The following is a 21,306-nucleotide window of genomic DNA, read 5'->3' on the forward strand; positions in this document are numbered from 1 at the left end:
AGCGGCCCGGCGCTCGGCCCGCAATGCAATTGATATACGGAGTTCTGCGATGTTCGGCTTCCTGCTCTGGTGCATCCTGTTCGTGATCTGCTGGCCGCTGGCTTTGCTGGCCCTGCTGCTGTGGCCCCTGGTCTGGCTGATCACGCTGCCCTTCAGGCTGCTGGGCATCGCCGTCGATGGCGCCTTCGGGCTGCTGCGCGCCATCGTCATGCTGCCGGCGCGCGTGCTCGGCGGGCGCTAGGCGGCGGTCACGGGGCGGTCCACGCCCCAGCGCCGGTAGAGCTCGGCCGCCGAGCCGGTGCGCAGCCATTGCTCGAAAGCCTGGTCGTAGCGCTGCGACAGGCTCTCGCCGCTGGCGCTGCGCGCGAAGGCCATATGGCCGTGCAGCACGTCCATGGGCGGCGAGCAGCGCGCGATGGCGCTGGCCAGGTCCAGCCGCTGCAGCACCGGCGTGCAATTGCGGTCATTGGCCGCGAACAGCTCGACGCGGCGCTTGCCCAGCATCTGCAGGCCCGACTCGACGTTCTGCACCCAGGTCAGCTGGGCCAGCGAGGTCTTCATGCGCTCGAAGCGGCTGCCATAGGCCCAGCCGCGCACGGCGGCCACGGGCGTCTGCGCGAGGTCGCCGAACTCGCCCGTCCAGCGCCCTTCCTCGCCGCGGCGGGCATACCAGACCATGGCGTCCGAGTAGAAGGAGCGCACGCTGAACAGCATGCGGGCCTCGCGCTCCGGCGTGCGGTAGGGGCCGATGAGGATGTCGGCCTCGCCCTGCTCGATCATCAGCTGGGCGCGCGACCACGGCACCCACTCGCAGCGCACGTTGTCGCCGAACAGCATGGCCAGCAGCTCGACGGCCAGGCCTTTGGGCGGCTGGCCCTCGGCGCCCTCGAAGATGCGCGCGAACTGCGAGCCCACCGCGCGCAGCGGCGTCGCCTGGGCCGGGCTCGCCAGCCCCAGGCCCGCCATCCAACCCAGTCCTGCCTTGCACCACACGCGTCGTGTCGACATGGCTCATCCCTCCGCTGGAGACGGTATCGATGATGCGCGTCCCCCGCCTGGGGATCAAGATGCCGGGATCAGGGGATGTCGATCTCGTGCAGCGCGAAGCCGCCGTCGCTGCGGCGGTCCTCGAAGAAGCAGCGCAGGGTCTCGCGCGTGGTCTTGAAGGCGATCTCGTCCCAGGGAATCTCGTCCTCGCTGAAGAGACGGGCTTCCAGTGATTCCGGCCCCGGATCGAAATGGGGCGACAGCAGGCGGGCGCGGTAGAAGAGGTGGATCTGGCCGACGCGCACGACATTCAGCACGGTGTACAGCGGCCCCATCTCGATCTCGGCGCCGGCTTCCTCGCGGGTCTCGCGCCAGGCGCCCTCGGCCGTCGTCTCGTTCAGCTCCATGAAGCCGGCCGGCAGCGTCCACAGGCCGTGGCGGGGCTCGATGGCGCGGCGGCACAGCAGCACGCGGCCGTCTTCTTCCCAGACCGGCAGGGTGCCGACCACGTTCAGCGGGTTCTGGTAGTGGATGGCGCCGCAGCCCGGGCAGACCGCGCGCTCGCGGTTGTCGTCGGCGGGGATGCGGTACTCGACGGCGGTGCCGCAACTGGGGCAGTAGCGGAGCGGACTGGGGAAGGGCATGCGGCCAGTTTAGGACGAGCAGAATGACAGGCATGAAGCTCTACAACTACTTTCGTTCGTCAGCCTCGTGGCGGGTGCGCATCGCGCTGGCGCTCAAGGGCCTGGACTACGACTACGCCCCCATCCATCTGGTCAAGAACGAGCAGTCCAGCGGCAGCTTCGCCGAGCAGCAGCCTTCCCACCTCGTGCCAGCCCTGGAGCTGGACGACGGCCAGTGGCTGAGCCAGTCCATGGCCATCCTGGAGTACCTGGACGAGACCCACCCCGAGCCGCCGCTGCTGCCCCAGGGCGCTCTCGCGCGGGCGCTGGTGAGGGCGCTGGCCCAGGACATAGCTTGCGACATCCACCCCATCAACAACCTGCGGGTGCTGCGCTATCTGAAGCACGACCTCGGCCAGGAACAGGCCGCCGTGGACCGCTGGTACCGCCACTGGGTGGCGACCGGTCTGGCCATCGTCGAGAAGCGGCTGGCGGCGAGCGCCGGCCAGTTCTGCTTTGGCGACACGCCGGGCCTGGCCGACTGCGTCCTCGTGCCCCAGATCTACAACGCCCAGCGCTTCGAATGCCCGCTGGACGACTACCCGACGGTGATGCGCATCAACGCCGCCTGCCTGGCCCTGCCGGCTTTTGCCAGCACCCACCCGAGCGCCTGTCCCGATGCCGCTTGATCCCTCGAACTGGCTGCGGCCTGACTGGCCCGAGGTGACGGCCTTCATGACGACGCGCGGCATCAATCTCGGCCGCAAGGCCGGCGACCCCGAAGAGGTCAAGGCCAACCGTGCACGCGTTGCCGAACTGCTGGGCGCGCGGCCCGTCTTTCTGGACCAGGTCCATGGCGCCGATGTCGTGCGCCTGCAGAGCGACTGGCATGACGACAACGCGCCCAAGGCGGACGCCGCCGTGTCGACCGATCCCGAGCTGGCGGTGGCCATCGTTGTCGCCGACTGCCTGCCCGTGCTGTTCACGGCGCCCGGCGGCGTGGCCGGTGCGCATGCGGGCTGGCGGGGCCTGGCGGCCGGCGTGCTGGAGAACACGGTGGCCGAGCTTTGCAGGGCCGCCCGCTGCGAGCCGCAGCAGGTGAAGGCCTGGCTGGGCGCCTGCATTGGCCCCGAGGCCTTCGAGGTCGGGCCGGAAGTGGTTCAGGCCTTGGGCCGCGAGCCCCTCGAGCGCGATCAGCCGGGATTCCTGTACCGGCCGAATCCTCAGCCTCGCTGGCGCGCTGACCTGCCCTTGCTGGCTCGCGAAAGATTGACGGCGGTCAATGTCACCCAAATCAGCGGCGGCTCGTGGTGCACGCTGACCGATGATTCACTTTTCTTCTCGTTCCGGGGCGAAGCCCTCGGCCGGCCCCGCGGCCGCATGGCCGCCTGCATCGCCTTGGGTGGCCGCTAGTTCGGCCGCACGCCGCCGACGCTTGCGGCCCGGCGTGCCGAGGATGTACATCAACAAGCCCAAAGGCAGGACGCCATAAAGCATCAGCGTGACGAAGGCGCCGAAGAGCGTACCCTGGGGGCTGATCGCTTCGGCCGCAGCCATCATCAGCGCCACATAGGCCCAGGCAATCGCAACGAGATACATGTGTCATTGGCACGTCAGAGCGTGCGGTTAAAAAATGGGTTTGGCGAGATGTGGCAAGCTTATTGCAACGGATCGAGACAACACCGCTGAGGCGGGAGCTCCGAGGAAGACATGGCCACACGCAAGAAGAACGACGCGCCGCCCGCGATGGAGGGGCAGGCCGCGTTTGCGGACCTGATGCAGCAGATGGCGCATCTGCCGCAGATCTCGCCCGCCACCCTGGCCGAACTGCAGGCCGACTACCTGAAGCAGGCCACGGCGCTGTGGAACACCTCGCTGGGCCAGGGCGAGGCTCCGGCCATCGGCGACCGCCGCTTCGCCGCGCCCGAATGGCGCTCCAATCCGGCCGCCAACTTCATGACCCAGCTCTATCTGCTCAATGGGCAGACGCTGAGCAAGATGGCCTCGGCCGTCGAGGCCGATGACAAGACCAAGGCGCGCATCCGCTTCGCCGTGCAGCAGTTTGTCGACGCCGTCTCGCCCAGCAACTTCCTGGCGCTCAATCCTGAAGCACAGAAGCTGGCGCTGGACAGCAAGGGTGAAACGCTGTCGCGTGGCCTGCAGCATCTGTGGGGCGATGTGCAGCGCGGCCATGTGTCGCAGACTGACGAGAGCGCTTTCGAGGTCGGCAAGAACGTCGCCACGACGGCCGGCAGCGTCGTCTTCGAGAACGAGCTTTTCCAGCTGCTCGAATACGCGCCGCTGACGGCCGAGGTGCATGCGCGGCCCTTCCTGCTGGTGCCGCCCTGCATCAACAAGTTCTACATCCTGGACCTGCAGCCGGACAACTCGCTGATCCGCTATGCCGTGAGCGAAGGCCACCGCGTCTTCGTCGTCAGCTGGCGCAACCCGGATGAATCGGTCAAGGCGCTGACCTGGGACGACTACATCGAGCAGGGTGCCATTGAGGCCATCCGCGTCGTGCAGGAGATTTCGGGCCAGGACAAGATCAACACGCTGGGCTTCTGCGTCGGCGGCACCATCCTCGCCACGGCGCTGGGCGTGCTGGCCGCGCGCGGCGAGCAGCCGGCCGCCAGCGTCACGCTGCTGACCACGCTGCTGGACTTCGCCGACAACGGCATCCTGGACATCTTTGTCGACGAAGCCATGGTGCGCCTGCGCGAGGCGACGCTGGGCCCCGAGTCGCCCAAGGGCCCGCAGTTGCTGCATGGCCAGGAGCTGGCCACCACCTTCAGCTTCCTGCGCCCCAACGACCTGGTCTGGAACTATGTCGTCGGCAACTACCTGAAGGGCGAGGCCCCGCCGGCCTTCGACCTGCTGTATTGGAACGGCGACTCGACCAATCTGCCGGGCCCGATGTACTGCTGGTATCTGCGCCACACCTATCTGCAGAACGAGTTGAAGCAGCCGGGCAAGCTGACGGTCTGCGGCGAGAAGCTGGACCTGGGCGCCATTCAAGCGCCGGTCTACATCTACGGCTCGCGCGAGGATCACATCGTGCCCTGGCAGGCCGCCTACCGCAGCACGCAGATCCTGAAGGGCAAGAAGCGCTTCGTGATGGGGGCCTCGGGTCATATCGCGGGCGTCATCAATCCGCCGGCCAAGGGCAAGCGCAGCCACTGGATCGCCAAGAGCGATGCGCTGCCGGCCGATTCCGAGACCTGGTTCAAGAGCGCGACCGAGCACCCGGGCAGCTGGTGGACGGACTGGTCCATCTGGCTGGCCTCGCATGCCGGCGCCAAGAAGCCCGCGTCCAAGACGCCGGGCAACCGCAAATACAAATCCATCGAGCCGGCACCGGGCCGGTACGTCAAGGTCAAAGCCTGAAAGGAAGACAAGCCATGAGCAAGGAAGACATCGTCATCGTCGCGGCGGCACGCACCGCCATCGGCAAGTTCGGCGGCACGCTCGCCAAGACGCCCGCCAGCGAGCTGGGCGCGGCCGTCATCCAGGACCTGCTGCGCCGCACGGGTCTCGCCGGTGACCAGATCAACGAGGTCATCCTCGGCCAGGTGCTGACGGCCGGCGTGGGCCAAAACCCGGCCCGCCAGTCCGTCGTCAAGTCCGGCCTGCCGCATGCCGTGCCGGCCATGACCATCAACAAGGTCTGCGGCTCGGGCCTCAAGGCAGTCATGCTGGCGGCACAGGCCATCCGCGACGGCGACAGCGACATCGTCATCGCCGGCGGCCAGGAGAGCATGAGCCTCAGCCCCCACGTGCTGCCGGGTTCGCGCGACGGCCAGCGCATGGGCGACTGGAAACTGGTCGACACCATGATCGTTGACGGCCTGTGGGATGTGTACAACCAGTACCACATGGGCATCACGGCCGAGAACATCGCCAAGAAGTACGGCATCACCCGCGAGCAGCAGGATGCGCTGGCGCTGGGTTCGCAGCAGAAGGCGGCAGCCGCGCAGGACGCCGGCCGTTTCAAGGACGAGATCGTCCCCTTCAGCATCGCGCAGAAGAAGGGTGACCCCATCGTGTTCGCCGCCGACGAGTTCATCAACCGCAAGAGCAATGCCGAAGTGCTGGCCGGCCTGCGCCCCGCCTTCGACAAGGCCGGCAGCGTGACCGCCGGCAACGCCTCGGGCCTGAACGACGGTGCCGCCGGCGTGGTCGTCATGACCGCCGCCAAGGCCGCGGCCCTGGGCTTGACGCCGCTGGCCCGCATCGCCTCCTACGCGTCGGCCGGCCTGGATCCCGCCTATATGGGCATGGGCCCCGTGCCCGCCGCCAAGAAGGCCCTGGAGCGCGCCGGCTGGAAGCCCGCCGACCTGGACCTGCTCGAGATCAACGAGGCCTTCGCGGCCCAGGCCTGTGCCGTGCACAACGAGATGGGCTGGGACCTCAGCAAGGTCAACGTCAATGGCGGCGCCATCGCGCTGGGCCACCCCATCGGCGCCAGCGGCTGCCGCGTCCTCGTCACGCTGCTGCATGAAATGGTCAAGCGCGACGCCAAGAAGGGCATCGCCAGCCTTTGCATCGGCGGCGGCATGGGCGTCGCCCTGACCGTCGAGCGCTGATACCCTCACCCACCACAACAGGAGACATCCCATGAGCCAAAAAGTTGCCTACGTCACGGGTGGCATGGGCGGTATCGGTACCGCCATCTGCCAGCGCCTGCACAAGGAAGGCTTCAAGGTCATCGCCGGTTGCGGACCGAGCCGCGACTACCAGAAGTGGCTCGACGAGCAGAAGGCGCTGGGCTACAGCTTCCACGCCTCGGTCGGCAACGTCGCCGACTGGGACTCGACCGTCGAGGCTTTCCAGAAGGCCATCGGTGAGCATGGCGCCATCGACGTGCTGGTCAACAACGCCGGCATCACCAAGGACCGCATGTTCCTGAAGATGACGCCGGACGACTGGCACGCCGTCATCGACACCAACCTCAACAGCATGTTCAACGTCACCAAGCAGGTGGTGCCGGGCATGGTGGAAAAGGGCTGGGGCCGTATCGTGCAGATCAGCTCCGTCAATGGCGAGAAGGGCCAGGCCGGCCAGACCAACTACTCCGCCGCCAAGGCTGGCATGCACGGCTTCACGATGGCGCTGGCGCAGGAACTGGCCTCCAAGGGCGTGACGGTCAACACCGTCAGCCCCGGCTATATCGGCACCGACATGGTCCGCGCCATCAAGCCCGAGGTGCTGGAGAAGATCGTCGCGACGATTCCCGTCAAGCGCCTGGGCACGCCCGAGGAGATCGGCTCCATCGTCGCCTGGCTGGCCAGCGAGGATTCGGGCTTCTCGACCGGTGCGGACTTCTCGTGCAACGGCGGCATGCACATGGGTTAAGGCCGCACGCGCGCCCCAACAAGAGCCGGCCTTGCGCCGGCTTTTTCTTGTGCGCACTGGATTGGGGCGTCATGGCAACAATTCCACACAAGGCGGCCAGCCGAGGCGGGCTTGTGAATTTGTCCCCTGAATCAGGGGCTTGGCCTGACTACATTCCTGACGATGCGCCGTCCAACTGGCGCATTAGCTACAGGGATGCGTCGAATGAATATCGTCTTTCTGCCCGCCGTGAGGCTGATGCGCCGCCTACCCATGGCGCACAAATTCCTCATCGTCTGCCTGTGCTTCGCGATTCCGCTGGTCTATCTGCTGGCCTCGCTGGCGGGTGACCGCCGCGATGCCCGCGACTTCTCCGCCAAGGAACTGGTCGGCGTCGCCCAGGTGCGTGAGGTCAGCGCCCTGCTGAACGCGGCCATGGTGCTGCGCGGCACCTCCATCGGGTTGAGTGCCAAGACGCCCGGCGCCGAGCCCCGGCGCGATGAGGCCCTGGCCAAGTTCAATGCCCAGGCCGACGCGCTGCAGAAGCACATCGCCGCCGCGCAGGACCCGCTCAAGCTCGCCGCTGGCCTGGCCACGACGCGAGCCAGGGCCCAGGCCCTGGTCGCTCTGGGCGCCGCAGAACCCGAACCAGTCGTGCTGGCCAGCTTCGCGCTGACGGACTCGGTGCAGGCCCTGGTCGAGCAGGCCTCGTCCGAGTCCAACCTGGCCCTGGACCCCGATGCCGACACCTACTACCTGATGCTGAGCGTCACCGATGCGCTGCCGCGCCTGCGCGACGCCATCGGCCGCATGCGCGCCCTGGGTGCCGCCTCGGCTCAGCTCGGCACGCCGCCCTATGGCGTGCTGCAGCGCCTGCACCAGTCCGACACGCTGGCCGAGGAATACCTGACGCGCCTGACCGGCGCGCTGAACCGGGTGGCCCTGGCCAACCCCGAGGCCGTCAAGGGCCTGGACCTGCAGTTGCCTGAGCGCGTCCGCAAGGACTTCCGCGAGAAGTTCGCCCAGGGCTTTGTGCTGGGCGAGGCGCCCAAGGTCGATGCCGCCGAGTGGTTCGCGCTTGGCACGGTGCAGATCGCCGCCACCGACAAGCTGGAGCGCGCCGCCGAAGCCAGGCTGGCCGAGCTCGTCACCCTGCGCGTCGATCGCCTGACGCGTGAGCTGTGGACGGCCATGGTGCTGGCCATCGCCTTCGTCACCATCGCCGTCTATGCGCTGGTGAGCTATTACCTGGCCTCGCGCAGCACCTGCGCGGCCCTGGGCCGCCGCATCGAGGCCCTCGGCGCCGGCGACCTCAGCGAAACGCCGGCCCTGGACGGCCGCGACGAGGTCGTGCTGACCACGAATGCGCTGCGCGAAGCCATGCGGCGCCTGAGCGGCCTGGTGCACGAGGTGCGCGCCGGTGCGGAGCACATCTCCAGTTCCGCCACGCAGATCTCGGGCGCCAACCAGGACCTGTCGGCCCGCGGCAATGCCATGGCCTCGGTCGTCGAGCAGACCAGCGCCAGCACCGGCATGCTGGAGCAGACCGTCGACCACAACATGAGCAGCGCCCGCGAGGCCCACGACCTCGTGCAGGGCGCGGCCGACCTGGCCGGACGCGGCGGCGCCATCGTGCAGCGCGCCGTGAGCTCCATGGAGGAGATCACCGCCAGCTCGCGCAAGATCGGCGACATCATCCAGGTCATCGACTCCATCGCCTTCCAGACCAATATCCTGGCGCTGAATGCCGCGGTGGAAGCCGCGCGTGCCGGCGAGCAGGGCCGCGGCTTCGCGGTCGTCGCGGGCGAGGTGCGGTCGCTGGCGCAACGCTCGGCCGAGGCCGCGCGCGAGATCAAGACGCTGATCAACTCCTCCATCGAGACCGTCCACCAGGGCGAGGCCTATGTGGCCCAGGCCGGCGGCTCCATGGGCGAGATCGTGCAGGCCATCCAGCGCGTCGCCGCCATCGTCGGCGACATCAGCAGCCAGTCCTCCTCCCAGGCCGACCAGATCCGCCAGCTTGCCGCGGCCATCCGCGAGGTCGATTCGACGACGCAGCAGAACGCCGCCCTTGTCGAGCAGACGGCGGCATCGGCGACGATGCTGGAGGACCGCGCCGGCCAGCTGCGCGATGCGGCGGCGAGGTTCCGCGTGGCGACGGCCTGAGCCGTCCGGGCTGGCGGCCCGCCTCTGCCGCGCTAGACCTTCTGCATCGCCAGCAGGTAGTTCACGCCCATCCAATTGCCAAGCCTGAAGGTCTTGCTGATCGGGTGGTAGCGAAGGCCCTTCTCATCGCACAGCACCAGGCCGGCCGCAGTCGCCATGGCCTTCAGCTCTGCAGGCCGTATGAACTTGGAGAACTCATGTGTGCCGCGGGGCAGGATCCTCAGGACGTGCTCCGCGCCAAGGATGGCGATCAGCCAGCTGAGGGGTGATCGGTTGATCGTCGAGAAGAACACCCAGCCGCCCGGTTTCAGGACGGCCGAGCAGGCTGACACGATCTGGGCCGGATCCGGTACGTGTTCAAGCATCTCCATGCAGGTCACCACGTCGAACGTGCCGGGTGCTTCGACCGCCAGGTCTTCCGCCGAAATGTGGCGATAGGCTACCGAAGCCCCGCTCTGGGCCGCATGGAGCGTGGCCACCTTCAGTGCCTTGTCGGCGAGGTCGATGCCAAGCACTTGGGCGCCGCGATGCGCCATGGCCTCGGCCAGGATGCCGCCACCGCAGCCGACGTCCAGTGCCTGCTTGCCCGCCAGTCCTGCCCATCGATCTATCCATTCAAGCCGGTGCGGGTTGATCGCGTGCAAAGGCCAGAACTCTGACCCCGGATCCCACCAGCGCGAAGCCAGTGCCTGGAACTTGTCCAGCTCTGCAGCATCAAAGTTGTTGTGCCTGCTCATCCTGTCCTCCTTGCTTGAATGGATCACCAGTGGCCCCGGCGACGGTTCCAGCGATAGAGCTGGCGCGCGAATGCGGCATAGGCCCAGGAGGCAACGGTCCGCAGGCCGGGCCATGTCAGCGGCCAAAGCAGCCAGCCCCAGCGCGGCTGCAGTGACCAGGTCGTGACCAGCGCGGGCGCTCCGATCTGCAGGCGACCTTGCGGGTCGACGAGATGCAGCTGTTCGCGGACGTCTTCCAGGTCAAGCCCGAGTGCGCCGAGGCGCTCCGGGTTGCGGTGCACGTCCACCCATTCGACTTCAGCCTCGGCAATGCGCTTGCGCATCGCGCACACGCCTGCATCGCAGACGGGACAGGCGCTGTTGTAGTAGACGGTGTGCGGCCGGGGCTCCGTGTTGGTGACGGGGCGTTCGGGGTCAAGCGGGGTGGTGGACATGAGAGCTCCCAGGAAGGGTCTAGACCCACAGCGCCGGCTTGTTCACCATCAGAAAGAACACCGCCAGCATGGCCGCGAAAGCAGGGCAGCCCAGCCATTCCCAGGCGCGCTGCCAACGCCGGTATTGCGCTGACAGCGGCCGGCGCTGTGACAGCGCGGCCTCGACCTCGCGGGCCATCTTCAGCTGCAGCCACAGCACCGGCAGCCAGCAGGCCCCGGCCATCAGATAGAGCAGCACCGAGGCCAGCAGCCAGGGTGTGGTCGGGACTGGCCAGCCGGCTGTGTGGGCCAGCCAGATGCCGCTGAGCGGCTGCACGACGACGGCCGGCGTGGTGAACCAGAGGTCGGCGCGCACGACCAGGCGGGCGACGACGGCGCGGGCCTCGAGGCTGGCGCTGCGGTTGGCGAAGAAGAGGTAGAAGGCCGTACCGAATCCGGTGCCGACGAGCAGCACGCTGGACACGATGTGCAGGGTCTTGACGAGCAGATAGCTGTTCATGTGCGGCCTGCCTCCTGGTCCAGCAGGGCCAGCACGGCCAGGTTCTTCAGCAAGGGCGCCAGCGGATCGAGCCAGAGGGCGGGCAGCAGCACGGTGGCCACGCCCGTCATGGCGATGACGCCGGCCGTCGCGAGTCGATAGGCGAGGGGGCCGGGCCGCAGCAGCATCAGCAGGCCGATGGCGGCGTCCCAGGCACTGCCCAGCAGTACGACGGCCAGGGCCATGCCGAGGTCGATGCCTGCGGCCTTGCGCAGCAGCTCGACGCCGGCCGCGCCGCCGTCATGCAGGCTGGCAGCCACGGTGCCCCACCACAGCAGCAAGAGGCTGGCGCGGGCGAGCGTGAATCTGGGTGGCGTCATGCCCAGGCTCCTTCCATCGCGCTGCGCAGCGGCCGACCCAGCGGCGAGGCTTCGATGGGCTCGGCACTGTCGTGGGCCAGCAGGTCCAGGGCTGTGCTGCACCAGGGGCCGAGAGGGATGAGGTCACCCAGACGTGCCGAGACACGCGTCAGCGCGTCGGGCAGTTCGACCTGGCGGGCCGGGCTCAGGCCGCGCGCGACCCGGCGGCGTGCAATCCACTCGGCGACCGTGGCGGCTTCGGGGCCGACGGCGGTCCATGCGGCCGCCTGGGGAGACGCCAGGGCCGCGACGATGCCGGCGGCCAGGTCTTCGACGCGGATGGGCTGCACGCGGCAGCGGGCGACGGCGACTGGCAGGGGCAGCCAGGGCAGGCGGCTCAGCCGGTCCAGCAGGCGGCTGCTGATGCCGCCCACCCCGATGATGAGGCTGGGCCGCACGATGCAGGCGCGACCGGCGAGCGCGATCTCCCCCGCCTGCTTGCTGCGTGCATAGGCGCTGACGCCACCGCACAGGGCCGACACATGCACGAGCCGTGTGATGCCGAGTGCTTCACACGCGTCGGCCAGGGCGGCGGGGGCGCGGTGGTGCATCAGGTCCAGCAGGTCGGTCACGCCGCCGGCCTGGTCGCGCAGGGAGCCGGCGGCATAGACGACGCCTTCCACGCCCTTGAGCTGGGTTTCCCAGGCTTCGCGCATATCCCAGCAGTCGACGGGCTGGAGGTCGGCCCGAACGGCCTGATGGCCCGCGGCGGCCAGGGCCGAGACGAGGTGGCGGCCGACGAAGCCACCCGCGCCGACGACGAGGATCTTCATGGCATCACCTCGAAGCACTGACTGCCGTTGCGGCAGGGGTGAAGAGCGGCGCAGGCTTGGCCAGTTTCTGCTGCACTGGCGCCCAGACGCGGCGCGTGATGATGGCGATGCTGGCGAAGCAGCCCGCCGCCGTCAGCCAGAGCGCGCGGTGCACGGCGTCCAGCGTGCTGCCATGGATGTCACCGAAGGTCAGGGCCAGCACCAGGGTGCCGGCGATGGCCAGCACATAGGCGCTGCGCACCCAGAAATGCGCGCCGACCTTGCCGGGCAGGGGCTCGACGCACAGCGAGTCCAGCACCACCAGCAGGATGGGCTGCAGATAGCCGATGGCCAGCACCGGGCCGAGGACGGCGATGAGCAGGGTCAGGGAAAAATTCAGTTCGGTCATGACACTCTCCTTGGGGTTGATTCAGTGGGTGCGGCAGACGCCGTCGGCGCTGCAGCCGGTGGGGTGGGAGCGGTCCTGCAGGCGCAGGAAGCCATCCACCAGCGCGTGGGGCAGGCGGTAGCGGTGGCGCACCACCCAGGGGTAGGCGCGCGCCGCGATGCGGGCCACCCAGGGCCGGCTCAGCCAGCGGGCGACGGTGTCGAAGCCGGTCGCCGCGTAGATGAGCTCGAAGGCCGGGATGCCGATGAGCCAGCTGCCGTCCGGTTGGCGCACATGGATGAGCTCCAGCATCGCGTCCAGGCTGGCGCCCAGCGGCGCCGGATCGAAGCCGGGCTGGCTGATGTCGATGAAGTCCAGCCGGCCGGCGCCGTTGCGGGCCATCAGCAGCGTCATCTCACCGTGGCACAGCGGGCAGGCGCCATCGAAGTAGACGGTGGGAACAAGGGGCGTGCTGGCATTCATGGCTGTTATTTCTGTCAAAAGTGAAATTTGTGGGCAAAAAATAGGCCTCGACGGGAGGCCGCTACTTGTCATCCCATCGGAGGCATGGGCGGCGTGACGGGGAAGATGCTGGCCGTGGCTTCGGCGGCATCTGCTGGCCTGACGAAGCGCTGCACCTGGGCGCCCAGACGCAGGATCTTCTCCAGCGTGGCCGGCGACAGGCGCAGCATCTCGTCGCTCCAGCTGCCCAGGGTCTGCATGAAGTCCAGCGTGGAGCGCAGGCGGTCCTGCAGGGCCGGCGATTCCTTGTCCAGGCCGGGATCACGCGACAGCTCGCGCAGCAGCGCGACGGTGGGGTCGAACTCGCGCTCCTTGCGCTCGCGCACGATGGTGCGGAACAGCTCCCAGACGTCGCCCGAGGTCTCGTAGTAGTCGCGCCGGTCGCCAAGCACATGGGTCACGCGGATCAGCCGCCAGTTCAGCAGCTCCTTCAGGCTGCTGCTGATGTTGGAGCGGGCCAGCACCAGGGTGTCGGCGATGTCCTCGGCATGCAGGGGCTGGCCGTGCACGAAGAGCAGGGCGTGGATCTGGGCGACGCTGCGGTTGACGCCCCAGTTGGAGCCCATCTCGCCCCAGTGGACGATGAAGCGGCGCGCGATGTCGGTGAGTTCCATGGCGCCAAGCGTACGCCGTCTGTAATTTCTGTCAACAGAGAAATGACTTCAGGGTGCGGCCAGCGGCAGATCGATGACGAAGCGGCTGCCCTGGCCGAGAGTGCTGAAGGCCTGGATGCGGCCGTCCAGCACCTGCTCGGGCGGGCGCCTGCATCGCGGGCTCTCATCCAGGTGACTCGCGACTTCACTATGATCCGCGCCGGATTTTTCTGCCAGGAGTATGAGCATGGGCATGGATGTAGTCGATTACGAGATCAAGGGTGCCGAGATGCAGTTCGTCGAGGTCGAACTGGACCCCGGCGAGGCGGCGATCGGCGAGGCCGGTTCCATGATGTTCATGGACGCCGGCATCAACATGGACACGGTGTTCGGTGACGGCTCGGCCAACCAGGGCGGCGGCTTCTTCGGCAAGCTGCTGGGTGCCGGCAAGCGCCTGATCACCGGCGAATCGCTGTTCACCACGATCTACACCAACCAGGGTGCGGGCAAGCTGCGCGTGGCTTTTGCCGCGCCTTACCCCGGCAAGATCCTGCCGATGGACCTGAGCCAGCTCGGCGGCACGCTGATCTGCCAGAAGGACGCCTTCCTGTGCGCGGCGCGCGGCGTTTCGCTGGGCATCGCCCTGCAGCAGAAGCTGTCGACCGGCTTCTTCGGCGGCGAGGGCTTCATCATGCAGAAGCTCGAGGGCGACGGCCTGGCCTTCGTGCATGCCGGCGGCACCGTCGTGCGCCGCACGCTGCAGCCCGGCCAGACGCTGTTCGTCGATACCGGCTGCGTGGTGGCCTACACGCCCAACGTGAACTTCGAGATCCAGTACGTCGGCAAGATCAAGACGGCGCTGTTCGGCGGCGAGGGCCTGTTCCTGGCCAAGATGACCGGCCCGGGCGAGGTCTGGCTGCAGAGCCTGCCCTTCTCGCGCCTGGCCTCGCGCATCTTCGCGGCCGCGCCCCAGACCGGCGGCGGTGGCCGCGAAGAGGGTTCCGTTCTCGGTGGTTTTGCCGGTGGCGGCCTGCTGGGCGGCATCCTGGGTGGCAGCGACGACTGAGCGCCCCGGTAAACTGCGGCGTTGTGGAGGGCGGCGACTGCCGCCCTTTTTGCTTTGCAAGGACTCCTGAATGTTTCGTCGCAGCGCGTTCGCGCTCCTGATGCTGCTGGCGGGGCTGGCCCAGGCCAATGGCCGCCCGCCGGTCTTCGTGCTCAATTCCCTGGACGCCGACATCTCCGTCGTCGACCCCGTCAGCTTCACCGTCGTCAAGCGCATCCCGACGGGCAAGGAGCCTCACCACCTCTATCTGTCGCCGGATGAGAAGTCCCTCATCGTCGCCAATGCCCTGGGCGACTCGCTGACCTTCATCGACCCGCGCACGGCCGAGGTCCAGCGCGTCGTGCGCGGCATCCCCGACCCCTACCACCTGCGCTTCTCGCCGGACATGAAGTGGTTCGTCGCCGCCTCCAACCGGCTGGACCGCGTCGACCTCTACCGCTGGCAGGGCAGCGTGGCCACCGAGCCGCTGCAGCTGGTCAAGCGCATTCCCGCGCCCAAGACGCCCAGCCACCTGAACATCGACTCCAAGAGCACGACGCTCTACGCCAGCCTGCAGGACAGCGACGAACTGCTGGCCATCGATCTGGGGACGCAGAACATCAAGTGGAAGCAGGCTGTTGGCAAGATGCCGGCCGACATCTACCTGACGCCGGACGACCGCTTCATCCTCATCGGCCTGACGGGCGACAAGGTCGTCGAAGTCTGGGACGTCAGCGGCCCCACGCCCAAGCTCGCCAAGCGCATCCTGACCGGCGCCGGCGCCCACTCCTTCCGCGCCTGGGGCGACAAGCGCCATGTGCTGGTCAGCAACCGCGCGGCCAACACCATCAGCAAGATCGACCTGACGACGCTGGCCGTCGTCGACCAGTACCCGGCGCCGGCGGGCCCTGACGACATGGAGCTGCTGACCGACGGCAAGACCCTGCTGGTCACCTCGCGCTGGGTCGGCAAGGTCACGCAGATCGACACCACGACACGCAAGGTCGTGAAGCAGGTGAAGGTCGGCAAGTCGCCGCATGGCATCTGGACGCTGGATCATCAGCCGCGCCTATAGACATGGTGCCCCTCGTCCAAGGATTACCTTGGCCGGTCCCCCGCGGGGACGGCGATGCTTGCCGGATCGACCGGCAAGCACATCGCCATAGCGGGCCGGCTTGGGAGCGGCCCGGCGCACGGCCCGAGAAGAGAAGTTGACATGAAAGCCTGGATCCTGGCGTTTGTGGCCACCGCGGCCACGGCGCAGCCGTCTTGCGACAAGCCGGTCTATCTCACCTTCGACACCGGCCACATGGGTGTTGCGCCGCTGATCGCCGAGACGCTGAAGAAGCACAACGCCCGTGCAACCTTCTTCCTCGCCAGCGAGCCGACGCTGACCGGCGGCACGACGCTGGACGAGACCTGGGCGCCCTGGTGGCGCGAGCGTGCGGCCGAGGGCCATGATTTCGGCTCCCATACCTGGGACCACGACATCTTCATGGAGGATGTGCCGGATGCCGAGGGCAAGGTCACGCGCTTCAAGTTCCGCACCCAGGCTGGCGTCAACCCGCCCGTGGTGCGTGAACTCACCGGTGAGCAGTATTGCGAAAGCCTGAAGAAGGTCGGCGAGCGCTTCAAGGCCATGACGGGCAAGCCGTTGGGGCCCATCTTCCGCGCGCCCGCCGGCCGCTCGTCGACGGCCCTGCTGCACGCCGCCAAGGCCTGTGGCTTCACGCATGTGGGCTGGAGCCGCGCCGGCTTCCTGGGCGACGAGCTGCCCAGCCAGAGCAACCCCAATGCCGCGCTGCTGGAGAAGGCGCTGCGTGACATCAAGCCCGGCGACATCCTGCTTGCCCACCTCGGCATCTGGGAGCGCCAGGACCCCTGGGCGCCGGCGGTGCTGGAGCCGCTGCTGACCGGGCTGGAGCAGCGGGGCCTATGCTTTGCACCGCTGCGCGAACACCCGCGCTATGCCAGCCTGTTCAAGACTCCTGAAACCAAGGTCGCCCTGAAGGCCGAGCCCAAGACCTACGCCCGCAAGCCGTGATCGACTGGATCTCCAACACCTTCGACAGCCTGCAGCTGTGGCTCTATGAGTCCGTCGTGCAGCCGGTGGTGTTCGGTCTGGGTTTCGGCAATCTGCTGGAGGACGCCTTCGATGCGACGGGCTGGCTGCTGCTCGGCCTGATCCAGATCGCCGTCATCCTGCTGGGCATCGGCATCCTGGAGCGCCGCTGGCCCGTCGAGCCGGTCACGGACCATGCCGCCGTGCGCGTGGATGTGCTGTACACGCTGATCCACAAGCTCGGCCTGGTGCGCCTGGCGATGTTCTTCACCATCGACCCGCTGTGGGACGCCGCGGCCGGCGAGCTGCGCCTGGCCGGCCTGTCGACCTGGCAGCTCGATGGCCTGTGGCCGGGCGTGACCGACATCGCCTGGGTCAGCCTGGCTCTCTACCTGGTCGTCTTCGACTTCGCCGGCTACTGGCTGCACCGCGCCCAGCACCACTTCAACTGGTGGTGGGCCCTGCACAGCCTGCACCACAGCCAGCGCCAGATGACGATGTGGAGCGACAACCGCAACCACCTGCTGGACGACATCATCCTGGGCACAGCCTTCGCGCTGCTGGCCCGCCTGATCGGCGTGGGGCCCGGCCAGTTCGTCGCCATCACCGTCATCACCCAGCTGCACGAGAGCCTGCAGCACGCCAATGCGCGCGTCGGCTTCGGCATGATCGGCGAGCGGCTGCTGGTCAGCCCGCGCTTTCACCGCCTGCACCACAGCATCGGCATCGGCCATGAATCCGGCGGCCGTGGCACCCTGGGCGGGCACAACTTCGGCGTGTTGCTGCCGGTCTGGGACCTGCTGTTTCGCACGGCCAATTTCGAGAACCGATTCGATGCCACCGGCGTGCGCGACCAGCTGCCCGACGAGGGCGGCCGCGACTACGGACGCGGCTTCTGGCATCAGCAATGGCTGGGGCTGACCCGGCTGCTGGGCTCCTTCAGGAAAACTGCTTGATGCAAGGTCTCGTCGACTCCTTCTGGCGCGCCGCCGCCTACTGCCTGCACCCGCGCGTGATCGGGCTGTCGCTGCTGCCGCTGCTGATCTGCGGCTCGCTGGCATTCGGCTTCATGCTGTTCTTCTGGGAGGACGCCAACGCCGCCGTGCGCGCGACGCTGGAGAGCTGGCGTCTCATCGAGAGCCTGCTGCAATGGCTGGACAGCTTCGGCCTGCAGTCCTTCCGCACCGTGCTGACCGGCATGGTCGTGCTGGCGGGCCTGTTGCCCGTCGTCATCCTTTTCTCCTTGCTGCTCGTCGCGCTGCTGATGACGCCGGCCATCGTCCGCCTTGTCGGCCAGCGCCGCTTCCCGCTGCTGGAGAAGAAGCGCGGCGGCACCTTGGTGCAGAGCGTCGCGGCCTCGCTGGGGGCAACGCTGATCGCCCTGGTGCTGCTCATCCTGTCGATGCCGCTGTGGCTGATCCCGCCGCTGATCATGGTGCTGCCGCCCTTGATCTGGGGCTGGCTGACCTACCGCGTCTTCGGCTTCGACGTGCTGGCCGACCATGCCTCGTCCGAGGAGCGCAGCGCGCTGCTGAAGGAGCATCGCATTCCCATGCTGACCATGGGCGTGGTCTGCGGCTATCTCGGCGCCTTGCCTTCGCTGATCTGGGCCGTGGCGGGCGTGACGGCCATCATCTTTGCGCCCTTCGTCGTGCTGCTGGCGATCTGGCTCTACACGCTGGTGTTCGCCTTCTCCACGGCTTGGTTCACACATTACGCGCTGGCCGCCCTGCAGGCGCGCAGGGCAGCGGAACCGGTGGCCGAGTCGGCCGTCCTCATAGAGGGTTGAACGCATGCAAGTTGGACTGATCATCATTGGCGACGAGATCCTGTCCGGCAAACGCCAGGACTCGCATCTGGCCAAGTTCATCGAGCTGCTGTCCCAGCGCGGCATGCAGCTGGCCTGGGCCCAGTACCTGGGCGACGACCGCGAGCTGCTGGTCGGCCGCCTGCGCGAGGCTTTCGCCAGCGGTGACCTCGTCGTCAGCTGCGGCGGCATCGGCGCCACGCCCGACGACCACACCCGCCAGTCCGCCGCCATGGCCCTGGGCCGGCCGCTGGCACTGCACCCCGAGGCGCAGGAGCTGATCTGGCAGCGCATCCAGCAGATGGCCGCCGAGCAGGGCAAGACGGTCACCATCGACGAGCCCGACAGCCTGCGCCGCTTCGAGATGGGCGTCTTCCCCGAAGGCGCCGGCATCGTGCCCAACCCCTTCAACAAGATCCCGGGCTTCTACGTCGGCAACGTGCACTTCGTGCCCGGCTTCCCCGTCATGGCCCATCCGATGATGGCCTGGGTGCTGGACCGCTACCCGCAGCTGCACCGCACGGTCGGTGTCATCGAGCGCTCGCTGATCGTGCAGGGCGCCATGGAAGCCAGCCTGACGCCGCTGATGGAAGCCATCGAGACCGATTTCACCGGCATCAAGGTGTTCAGCCTGCCGAGCGTCGACCACCCGCAGTGGGGCCGCTGCATCGAGCTCGGGGTGAAGGGAGAGGCAGAACTCCTCTCGTCGGCCTACGACGCCCTCAAACGGGGCGTGATCCAGTTTGGTGCATCAATCAGCACTGAGCTGGTGCGATAGTTCTCGCTCCGTAACCGGGGTCGCCACATAATGCCCGGCGCTGCCGGGCAGCAACCCATGTCGGTGCATCTGGCATGCAATCTGCTTTGAATACCCCCGTGGCCGCAGGCGCGTGTGCGTCGGCGGCGGCAACCCACCCCTGATCGATCCCGCTAGGAGCTTTTGATGGCCAAGACCGTCGCCGATGTGATGAGCATGGTGAAGGACAACGAAATCAAGTTCGTTGATTTCCGCTTCACCGACACCCGTGGCAAGGAGCAGCACGTCTCCGTGCCCGTCTCCCATTTCGATGAAGACAAGTTCACGTCGGGTCACGCCTTCGACGGTTCCTCGATCGCCGGCTGGAAGGGCATTGAAGCCTCGGACATGCTGCTGATGCCCGATCCGAACACGGCCAACATCGACCCCTTCTTCGAAGAGCCGACGCTGATCCTGTCCTGCGACGTGGTCGACCCCGCCGACGGCAAGGCCTATGAGCGCGACCCGCGTTCGCTGGCCAAGCGCGCCGAGGCTTATCTGAAGGCCTCCGGCCTGGGCGACACGGCTTATTTCGGTCCGGAACCCGAGTTCTTCATCTTCGACAGCGTGCGCTGGGGCAACGAGATGTCCGGCTCGTTCTTCAAGATCGAGTCCGAAGAAGGCGCCTGGAACTCCTCCAAGGAGTACGAGCACGGCAACAGCGGCTACCGTCCCACCGTCAAGGGCGGCTACTTCCCCGTGCCCCCGGTCGACAGCGGCCAGGACATGCGCTCGGAGATGTGCCTGATCCTCGAACAGATGGGCATCCCGGTCGAAGTGCACCACCACGAAGTGGCGAACGCCGGCCAGATGGAAATCGGCACCAAGTTCAGCTCGCTGGTCCAGCGCGCCGACTGGCTGCAACTGCAGAAGTACATCATCCAGAACGTCGCCCACGCCTATGGCAAGACCGCGACCTTCATGCCCAAGCCTCTGGTGGGCGACAACGGCAGCGGCATGCACGTTCACCAGTCCGTCTGGAAGGACGGCAAGAACCTGTTCGCCGGTGACGGCTACGCCGGCCTGAGCGAGTTCGCCCTGTACTACATCGGCGGCATCATCAAGCACGCCCGTGCCCTGAACGCCATCACCAACCCCGGCACGAACTCGTACAAGCGCCTGGTGCCTGGCTTCGAAGCCCCGGTCAAGCTGGCCTACTCGGCCAAGAACCGCTCGGCCTCGATCCGCATTCCGTATGTCGGCAACCCCAAGGGCCGCCGCATCGAAGCGCGCTTCCCCGATCCTTCCGCCAACCCCTACCTGGCCTTCTCGGCCCTGCTGATGGCTGGCCTGGACGGCGTGGAAAACAAGATCCACCCGGGCGAAGCCGCCACCAAGGACCTCTACCACCTGCCGCCGGAAGAAGACGCGAAGATCCCGACCGTCTGCCACAGCCTGGACCAGGCCCTGGACTATCTGGACAAGGACCGTGCCTTCCTGACCAAGGGCGGCGTGTTCACCGACAGCTACATCGATGCCTACATCGAGCTGAAGATGCAGGAAGTGACGCGCTTCCGCATGGCGACCCACCCGGTCGAGTTCGACATGTACTACGCGCTGTGATGGCCATGGGCAGCACTTCCGCTGCCTGTGTCATCCCCACGCAAGGGGGCCGCTGGCGCGGCCCCTTTTTCATTGCCCGCGCTGAGCCACAATCCCGCCATGCTGAATCGATTGCTGGCACCGCTGCTCGTCCTGGCCAGCCTGGGTGCGCAAGCCCAGGGCACGGTCTACCGCTGCCCCGGCCCGCCGGTGCTCTACACCGACGCGCTGTCCGCCAAGGAAGCCCACGAGAAGGGCTGCCGCACCATCGAAGGCACGCCCATCACCGTGCTGCAGTCGCCCAAGCCGCGCGCGCCCAGCACGACGGCCCCGCCGGTGGCCGAGGGGCAGCGCGGTGCTGAGAGCCGCATCGATGCCGGCCAGCAGCGCGTGCGCGACGACGAACGCCGCCGCGTGCTGCAGACCGAACTGCGCGCCGCCGAGGAGCGCCTCGCCGCCGCCCAGAAGGAATTCAACAACGGCCAGGGCGAACGCCGCGGCGACGAGCGCAACTACCAGAAGTATCTGGACCGCATGGCCGAGCTCAAGGACAGCATCGCCCGCCACGAGGCCGACATCCAGGCGCTCAAGCGCGAGATCGCCAAACTCCCCTCCTGAACA

General features: G+C 67.6%; 27 protein-coding genes. 15 read left to right on the forward strand and 12 right to left on the reverse strand.

The window, feature by feature from the left end:
* Positions 1-49: 49 nt before the first annotated feature.
* Positions 50-241 carry a hypothetical protein gene (locus AC07OY_RS04565; protein ID WP_495041341.1) on the forward strand — a complete coding sequence of 64 codons (192 nt, stop codon included), beginning with the start codon at positions 50-52 and terminating at the stop codon, positions 239-241.
* On the opposite strand, the gene AC07OY_RS04570 is transcribed toward AC07OY_RS04565, so the two are convergent.
* Positions 238-1,008 carry a substrate-binding periplasmic protein gene (locus AC07OY_RS04570; RefSeq protein WP_495041342.1) on the reverse strand — a complete coding sequence of 257 codons (771 nt, stop codon included), beginning with the start codon at positions 1,006-1,008 and terminating at the stop codon, positions 238-240. The two genes, AC07OY_RS04565 and AC07OY_RS04570, sit on opposite strands and share 4 nt — an antisense overlap.
* 68 nt (positions 1,009-1,076) lie before the next feature.
* Positions 1,077-1,631: an NUDIX hydrolase gene (locus AC07OY_RS04575; RefSeq protein ID WP_495041343.1), complete on the reverse strand. Its 555-nt coding sequence runs from the start codon at positions 1,629-1,631 to the stop codon at positions 1,077-1,079.
* Positions 1,632-1,663: 32 nt separating this feature from the next.
* Between AC07OY_RS04575 and maiA the strand changes: the two genes are divergently transcribed.
* Both maiA and pgeF read left to right on the forward strand, forming a co-directional pair.
* Complete coding sequence (gene maiA, locus AC07OY_RS04580) at positions 1,664-2,299, forward strand: maleylacetoacetate isomerase (RefSeq protein ID WP_495041344.1); 636 nt, start codon at positions 1,664-1,666, stop codon at positions 2,297-2,299.
* Entirely contained in the window at positions 2,289-3,023 is a 735-nt protein-coding gene (gene pgeF / locus AC07OY_RS04585; RefSeq protein WP_495041345.1) for a peptidoglycan editing factor PgeF, read from the forward strand. Before maiA ends, pgeF begins: the two co-directional genes overlap by 11 nt.
* Here pgeF and AC07OY_RS04590 read toward each other — a convergent pair.
* Positions 2,940-3,209, reverse strand: a complete 270-nt coding sequence (locus AC07OY_RS04590; protein WP_495041346.1) for a hypothetical protein — start codon at positions 3,207-3,209, stop codon at positions 2,940-2,942. The genes pgeF and AC07OY_RS04590 overlap by 84 nt on opposite strands.
* 111 nt (positions 3,210-3,320) lie before the next feature.
* Between AC07OY_RS04590 and phaC the strand changes: the two genes are divergently transcribed.
* The 4 genes from phaC (at position 3,321) to AC07OY_RS04610 (ending at position 9,110) form a co-directional block, all read left to right on the forward strand.
* Positions 3,321-4,997 (forward strand): class I poly(R)-hydroxyalkanoic acid synthase, encoded by a 1,677-nt coding sequence (gene phaC, locus AC07OY_RS04595; protein WP_495041347.1) that lies wholly within the window; start codon positions 3,321-3,323, stop codon positions 4,995-4,997.
* Positions 4,998-5,011: 14 nt separating this feature from the next.
* Positions 5,012-6,196, forward strand: coding sequence for an acetyl-CoA C-acetyltransferase (locus tag AC07OY_RS04600; RefSeq protein WP_495041348.1), 1,185 nt, complete (start codon positions 5,012-5,014; stop codon positions 6,194-6,196).
* A 31-nt stretch (positions 6,197-6,227) separates the two neighbouring features.
* Positions 6,228-6,965, forward strand: a complete 738-nt coding sequence (gene phbB, locus AC07OY_RS04605; protein ID WP_495041349.1) for an acetoacetyl-CoA reductase — start codon at positions 6,228-6,230, stop codon at positions 6,963-6,965.
* Between the two features lie 204 nt (positions 6,966-7,169).
* A complete protein-coding gene (locus AC07OY_RS04610; protein WP_495041350.1) occupies positions 7,170-9,110 on the forward strand; it encodes a methyl-accepting chemotaxis protein in 1,941 nt (646 codons plus the stop codon).
* A 32-nt stretch (positions 9,111-9,142) separates the two neighbouring features.
* Here the strand turns inward: AC07OY_RS04610 and ubiG are convergent, their stop codons facing one another.
* The 9 genes from ubiG to AC07OY_RS04655 all read right to left on the reverse strand — a co-directional run bounded on the left by ubiG (position 9,143) and on the right by AC07OY_RS04655 (position 13,682).
* Complete coding sequence (gene ubiG, locus AC07OY_RS04615; protein WP_495041351.1) at positions 9,143-9,847, reverse strand: bifunctional 2-polyprenyl-6-hydroxyphenol methylase/3-demethylubiquinol 3-O-methyltransferase UbiG; 705 nt, start codon at positions 9,845-9,847, stop codon at positions 9,143-9,145.
* A gap of 23 nt (positions 9,848-9,870) precedes the next feature.
* Positions 9,871-10,281, reverse strand: a complete 411-nt coding sequence (locus tag AC07OY_RS04620) for a thiol-disulfide oxidoreductase DCC family protein (RefSeq protein ID WP_495041352.1) — start codon at positions 10,279-10,281, stop codon at positions 9,871-9,873.
* Positions 10,282-10,300: 19 nt separating this feature from the next.
* Positions 10,301-10,780 carry a DUF2269 family protein gene (locus tag AC07OY_RS04625; protein WP_495041353.1) on the reverse strand — a complete coding sequence of 160 codons (480 nt, stop codon included), beginning with the start codon at positions 10,778-10,780 and terminating at the stop codon, positions 10,301-10,303.
* Positions 10,777-11,139 (reverse strand): DoxX-like family protein, encoded by a 363-nt coding sequence (locus AC07OY_RS04630; protein WP_495041354.1) that lies wholly within the window; start codon positions 11,137-11,139, stop codon positions 10,777-10,779. Before AC07OY_RS04630 ends, AC07OY_RS04625 begins: the two co-directional genes overlap by 4 nt.
* Positions 11,136-11,951, reverse strand: coding sequence for a sugar nucleotide-binding protein (locus AC07OY_RS04635; protein WP_495041355.1), 816 nt, complete (start codon positions 11,949-11,951; stop codon positions 11,136-11,138). The genes AC07OY_RS04630 and AC07OY_RS04635 overlap by 4 nt, the downstream gene beginning before the upstream one ends.
* Before the next feature lie 4 nt (positions 11,952-11,955).
* Positions 11,956-12,339: a hypothetical protein gene (locus AC07OY_RS04640; RefSeq protein WP_495041356.1), complete on the reverse strand. Its 384-nt coding sequence runs from the start codon at positions 12,337-12,339 to the stop codon at positions 11,956-11,958.
* Positions 12,340-12,360: 21 nt separating this feature from the next.
* A complete protein-coding gene (locus AC07OY_RS04645; RefSeq protein ID WP_495041357.1) occupies positions 12,361-12,801 on the reverse strand; it encodes a thiol-disulfide oxidoreductase DCC family protein in 441 nt (146 codons plus the stop codon).
* A gap of 68 nt (positions 12,802-12,869) precedes the next feature.
* Entirely contained in the window at positions 12,870-13,454 is a 585-nt protein-coding gene (locus tag AC07OY_RS04650) for a GbsR/MarR family transcriptional regulator (RefSeq protein WP_495041358.1), read from the reverse strand.
* Between the two features lie 48 nt (positions 13,455-13,502).
* Positions 13,503-13,682, reverse strand: coding sequence for a hypothetical protein (locus tag AC07OY_RS04655; RefSeq protein WP_495041359.1), 180 nt, complete (start codon positions 13,680-13,682; stop codon positions 13,503-13,505).
* Here AC07OY_RS04655 and AC07OY_RS04660 point away from each other — a divergent pair.
* From AC07OY_RS04660 to AC07OY_RS04695, 8 genes are all read left to right on the forward strand, one after another.
* Positions 13,681-14,499, forward strand: coding sequence for a TIGR00266 family protein (locus tag AC07OY_RS04660; RefSeq protein WP_495041360.1), 819 nt, complete (start codon positions 13,681-13,683; stop codon positions 14,497-14,499). The two genes, AC07OY_RS04655 and AC07OY_RS04660, sit on opposite strands and share 2 nt — an antisense overlap.
* Before the next feature lie 70 nt (positions 14,500-14,569).
* On the forward strand, positions 14,570-15,553 hold the full coding sequence (locus AC07OY_RS04665) for a YncE family protein (protein ID WP_495041361.1): 984 nt from the start codon (positions 14,570-14,572) through the stop codon (positions 15,551-15,553).
* Between the two features lie 141 nt (positions 15,554-15,694).
* Positions 15,695-16,522, forward strand: coding sequence for a polysaccharide deacetylase family protein (locus AC07OY_RS04670; protein WP_495041362.1), 828 nt, complete (start codon positions 15,695-15,697; stop codon positions 16,520-16,522).
* Positions 16,522-17,496: a sterol desaturase family protein gene (locus AC07OY_RS04675; RefSeq protein ID WP_495041975.1), complete on the forward strand. Its 975-nt coding sequence runs from the start codon at positions 16,522-16,524 to the stop codon at positions 17,494-17,496. The genes AC07OY_RS04670 and AC07OY_RS04675 overlap by 1 nt, the downstream gene beginning before the upstream one ends.
* On the forward strand, positions 17,496-18,329 hold the full coding sequence (locus tag AC07OY_RS04680; protein ID WP_495041363.1) for an EI24 domain-containing protein: 834 nt from the start codon (positions 17,496-17,498) through the stop codon (positions 18,327-18,329). Before AC07OY_RS04675 ends, AC07OY_RS04680 begins: the two co-directional genes overlap by 1 nt.
* A 4-nt stretch (positions 18,330-18,333) precedes the next feature.
* Entirely contained in the window at positions 18,334-19,125 is a 792-nt protein-coding gene (locus tag AC07OY_RS04685) for a competence/damage-inducible protein A (protein ID WP_495041364.1), read from the forward strand.
* 165 nt (positions 19,126-19,290) lie between these two features.
* The gene (gene glnA, locus AC07OY_RS04690; protein ID WP_495041365.1) at positions 19,291-20,706 is read left to right on the forward strand and encodes a type I glutamate--ammonia ligase; all 1,416 of its coding nucleotides are present in this window, start codon (positions 19,291-19,293) and stop codon (positions 20,704-20,706) included.
* Positions 20,707-20,805: 99 nt separating this feature from the next.
* Positions 20,806-21,303 (forward strand): hypothetical protein, encoded by a 498-nt coding sequence (locus tag AC07OY_RS04695; protein WP_495041366.1) that lies wholly within the window; start codon positions 20,806-20,808, stop codon positions 21,301-21,303.
* Positions 21,304-21,306: the final 3 nt, after the last annotated feature.

The sequence above is a fragment of the Roseateles sp. GW821-FHT09H10 genome, from assembly GCF_059415865.1.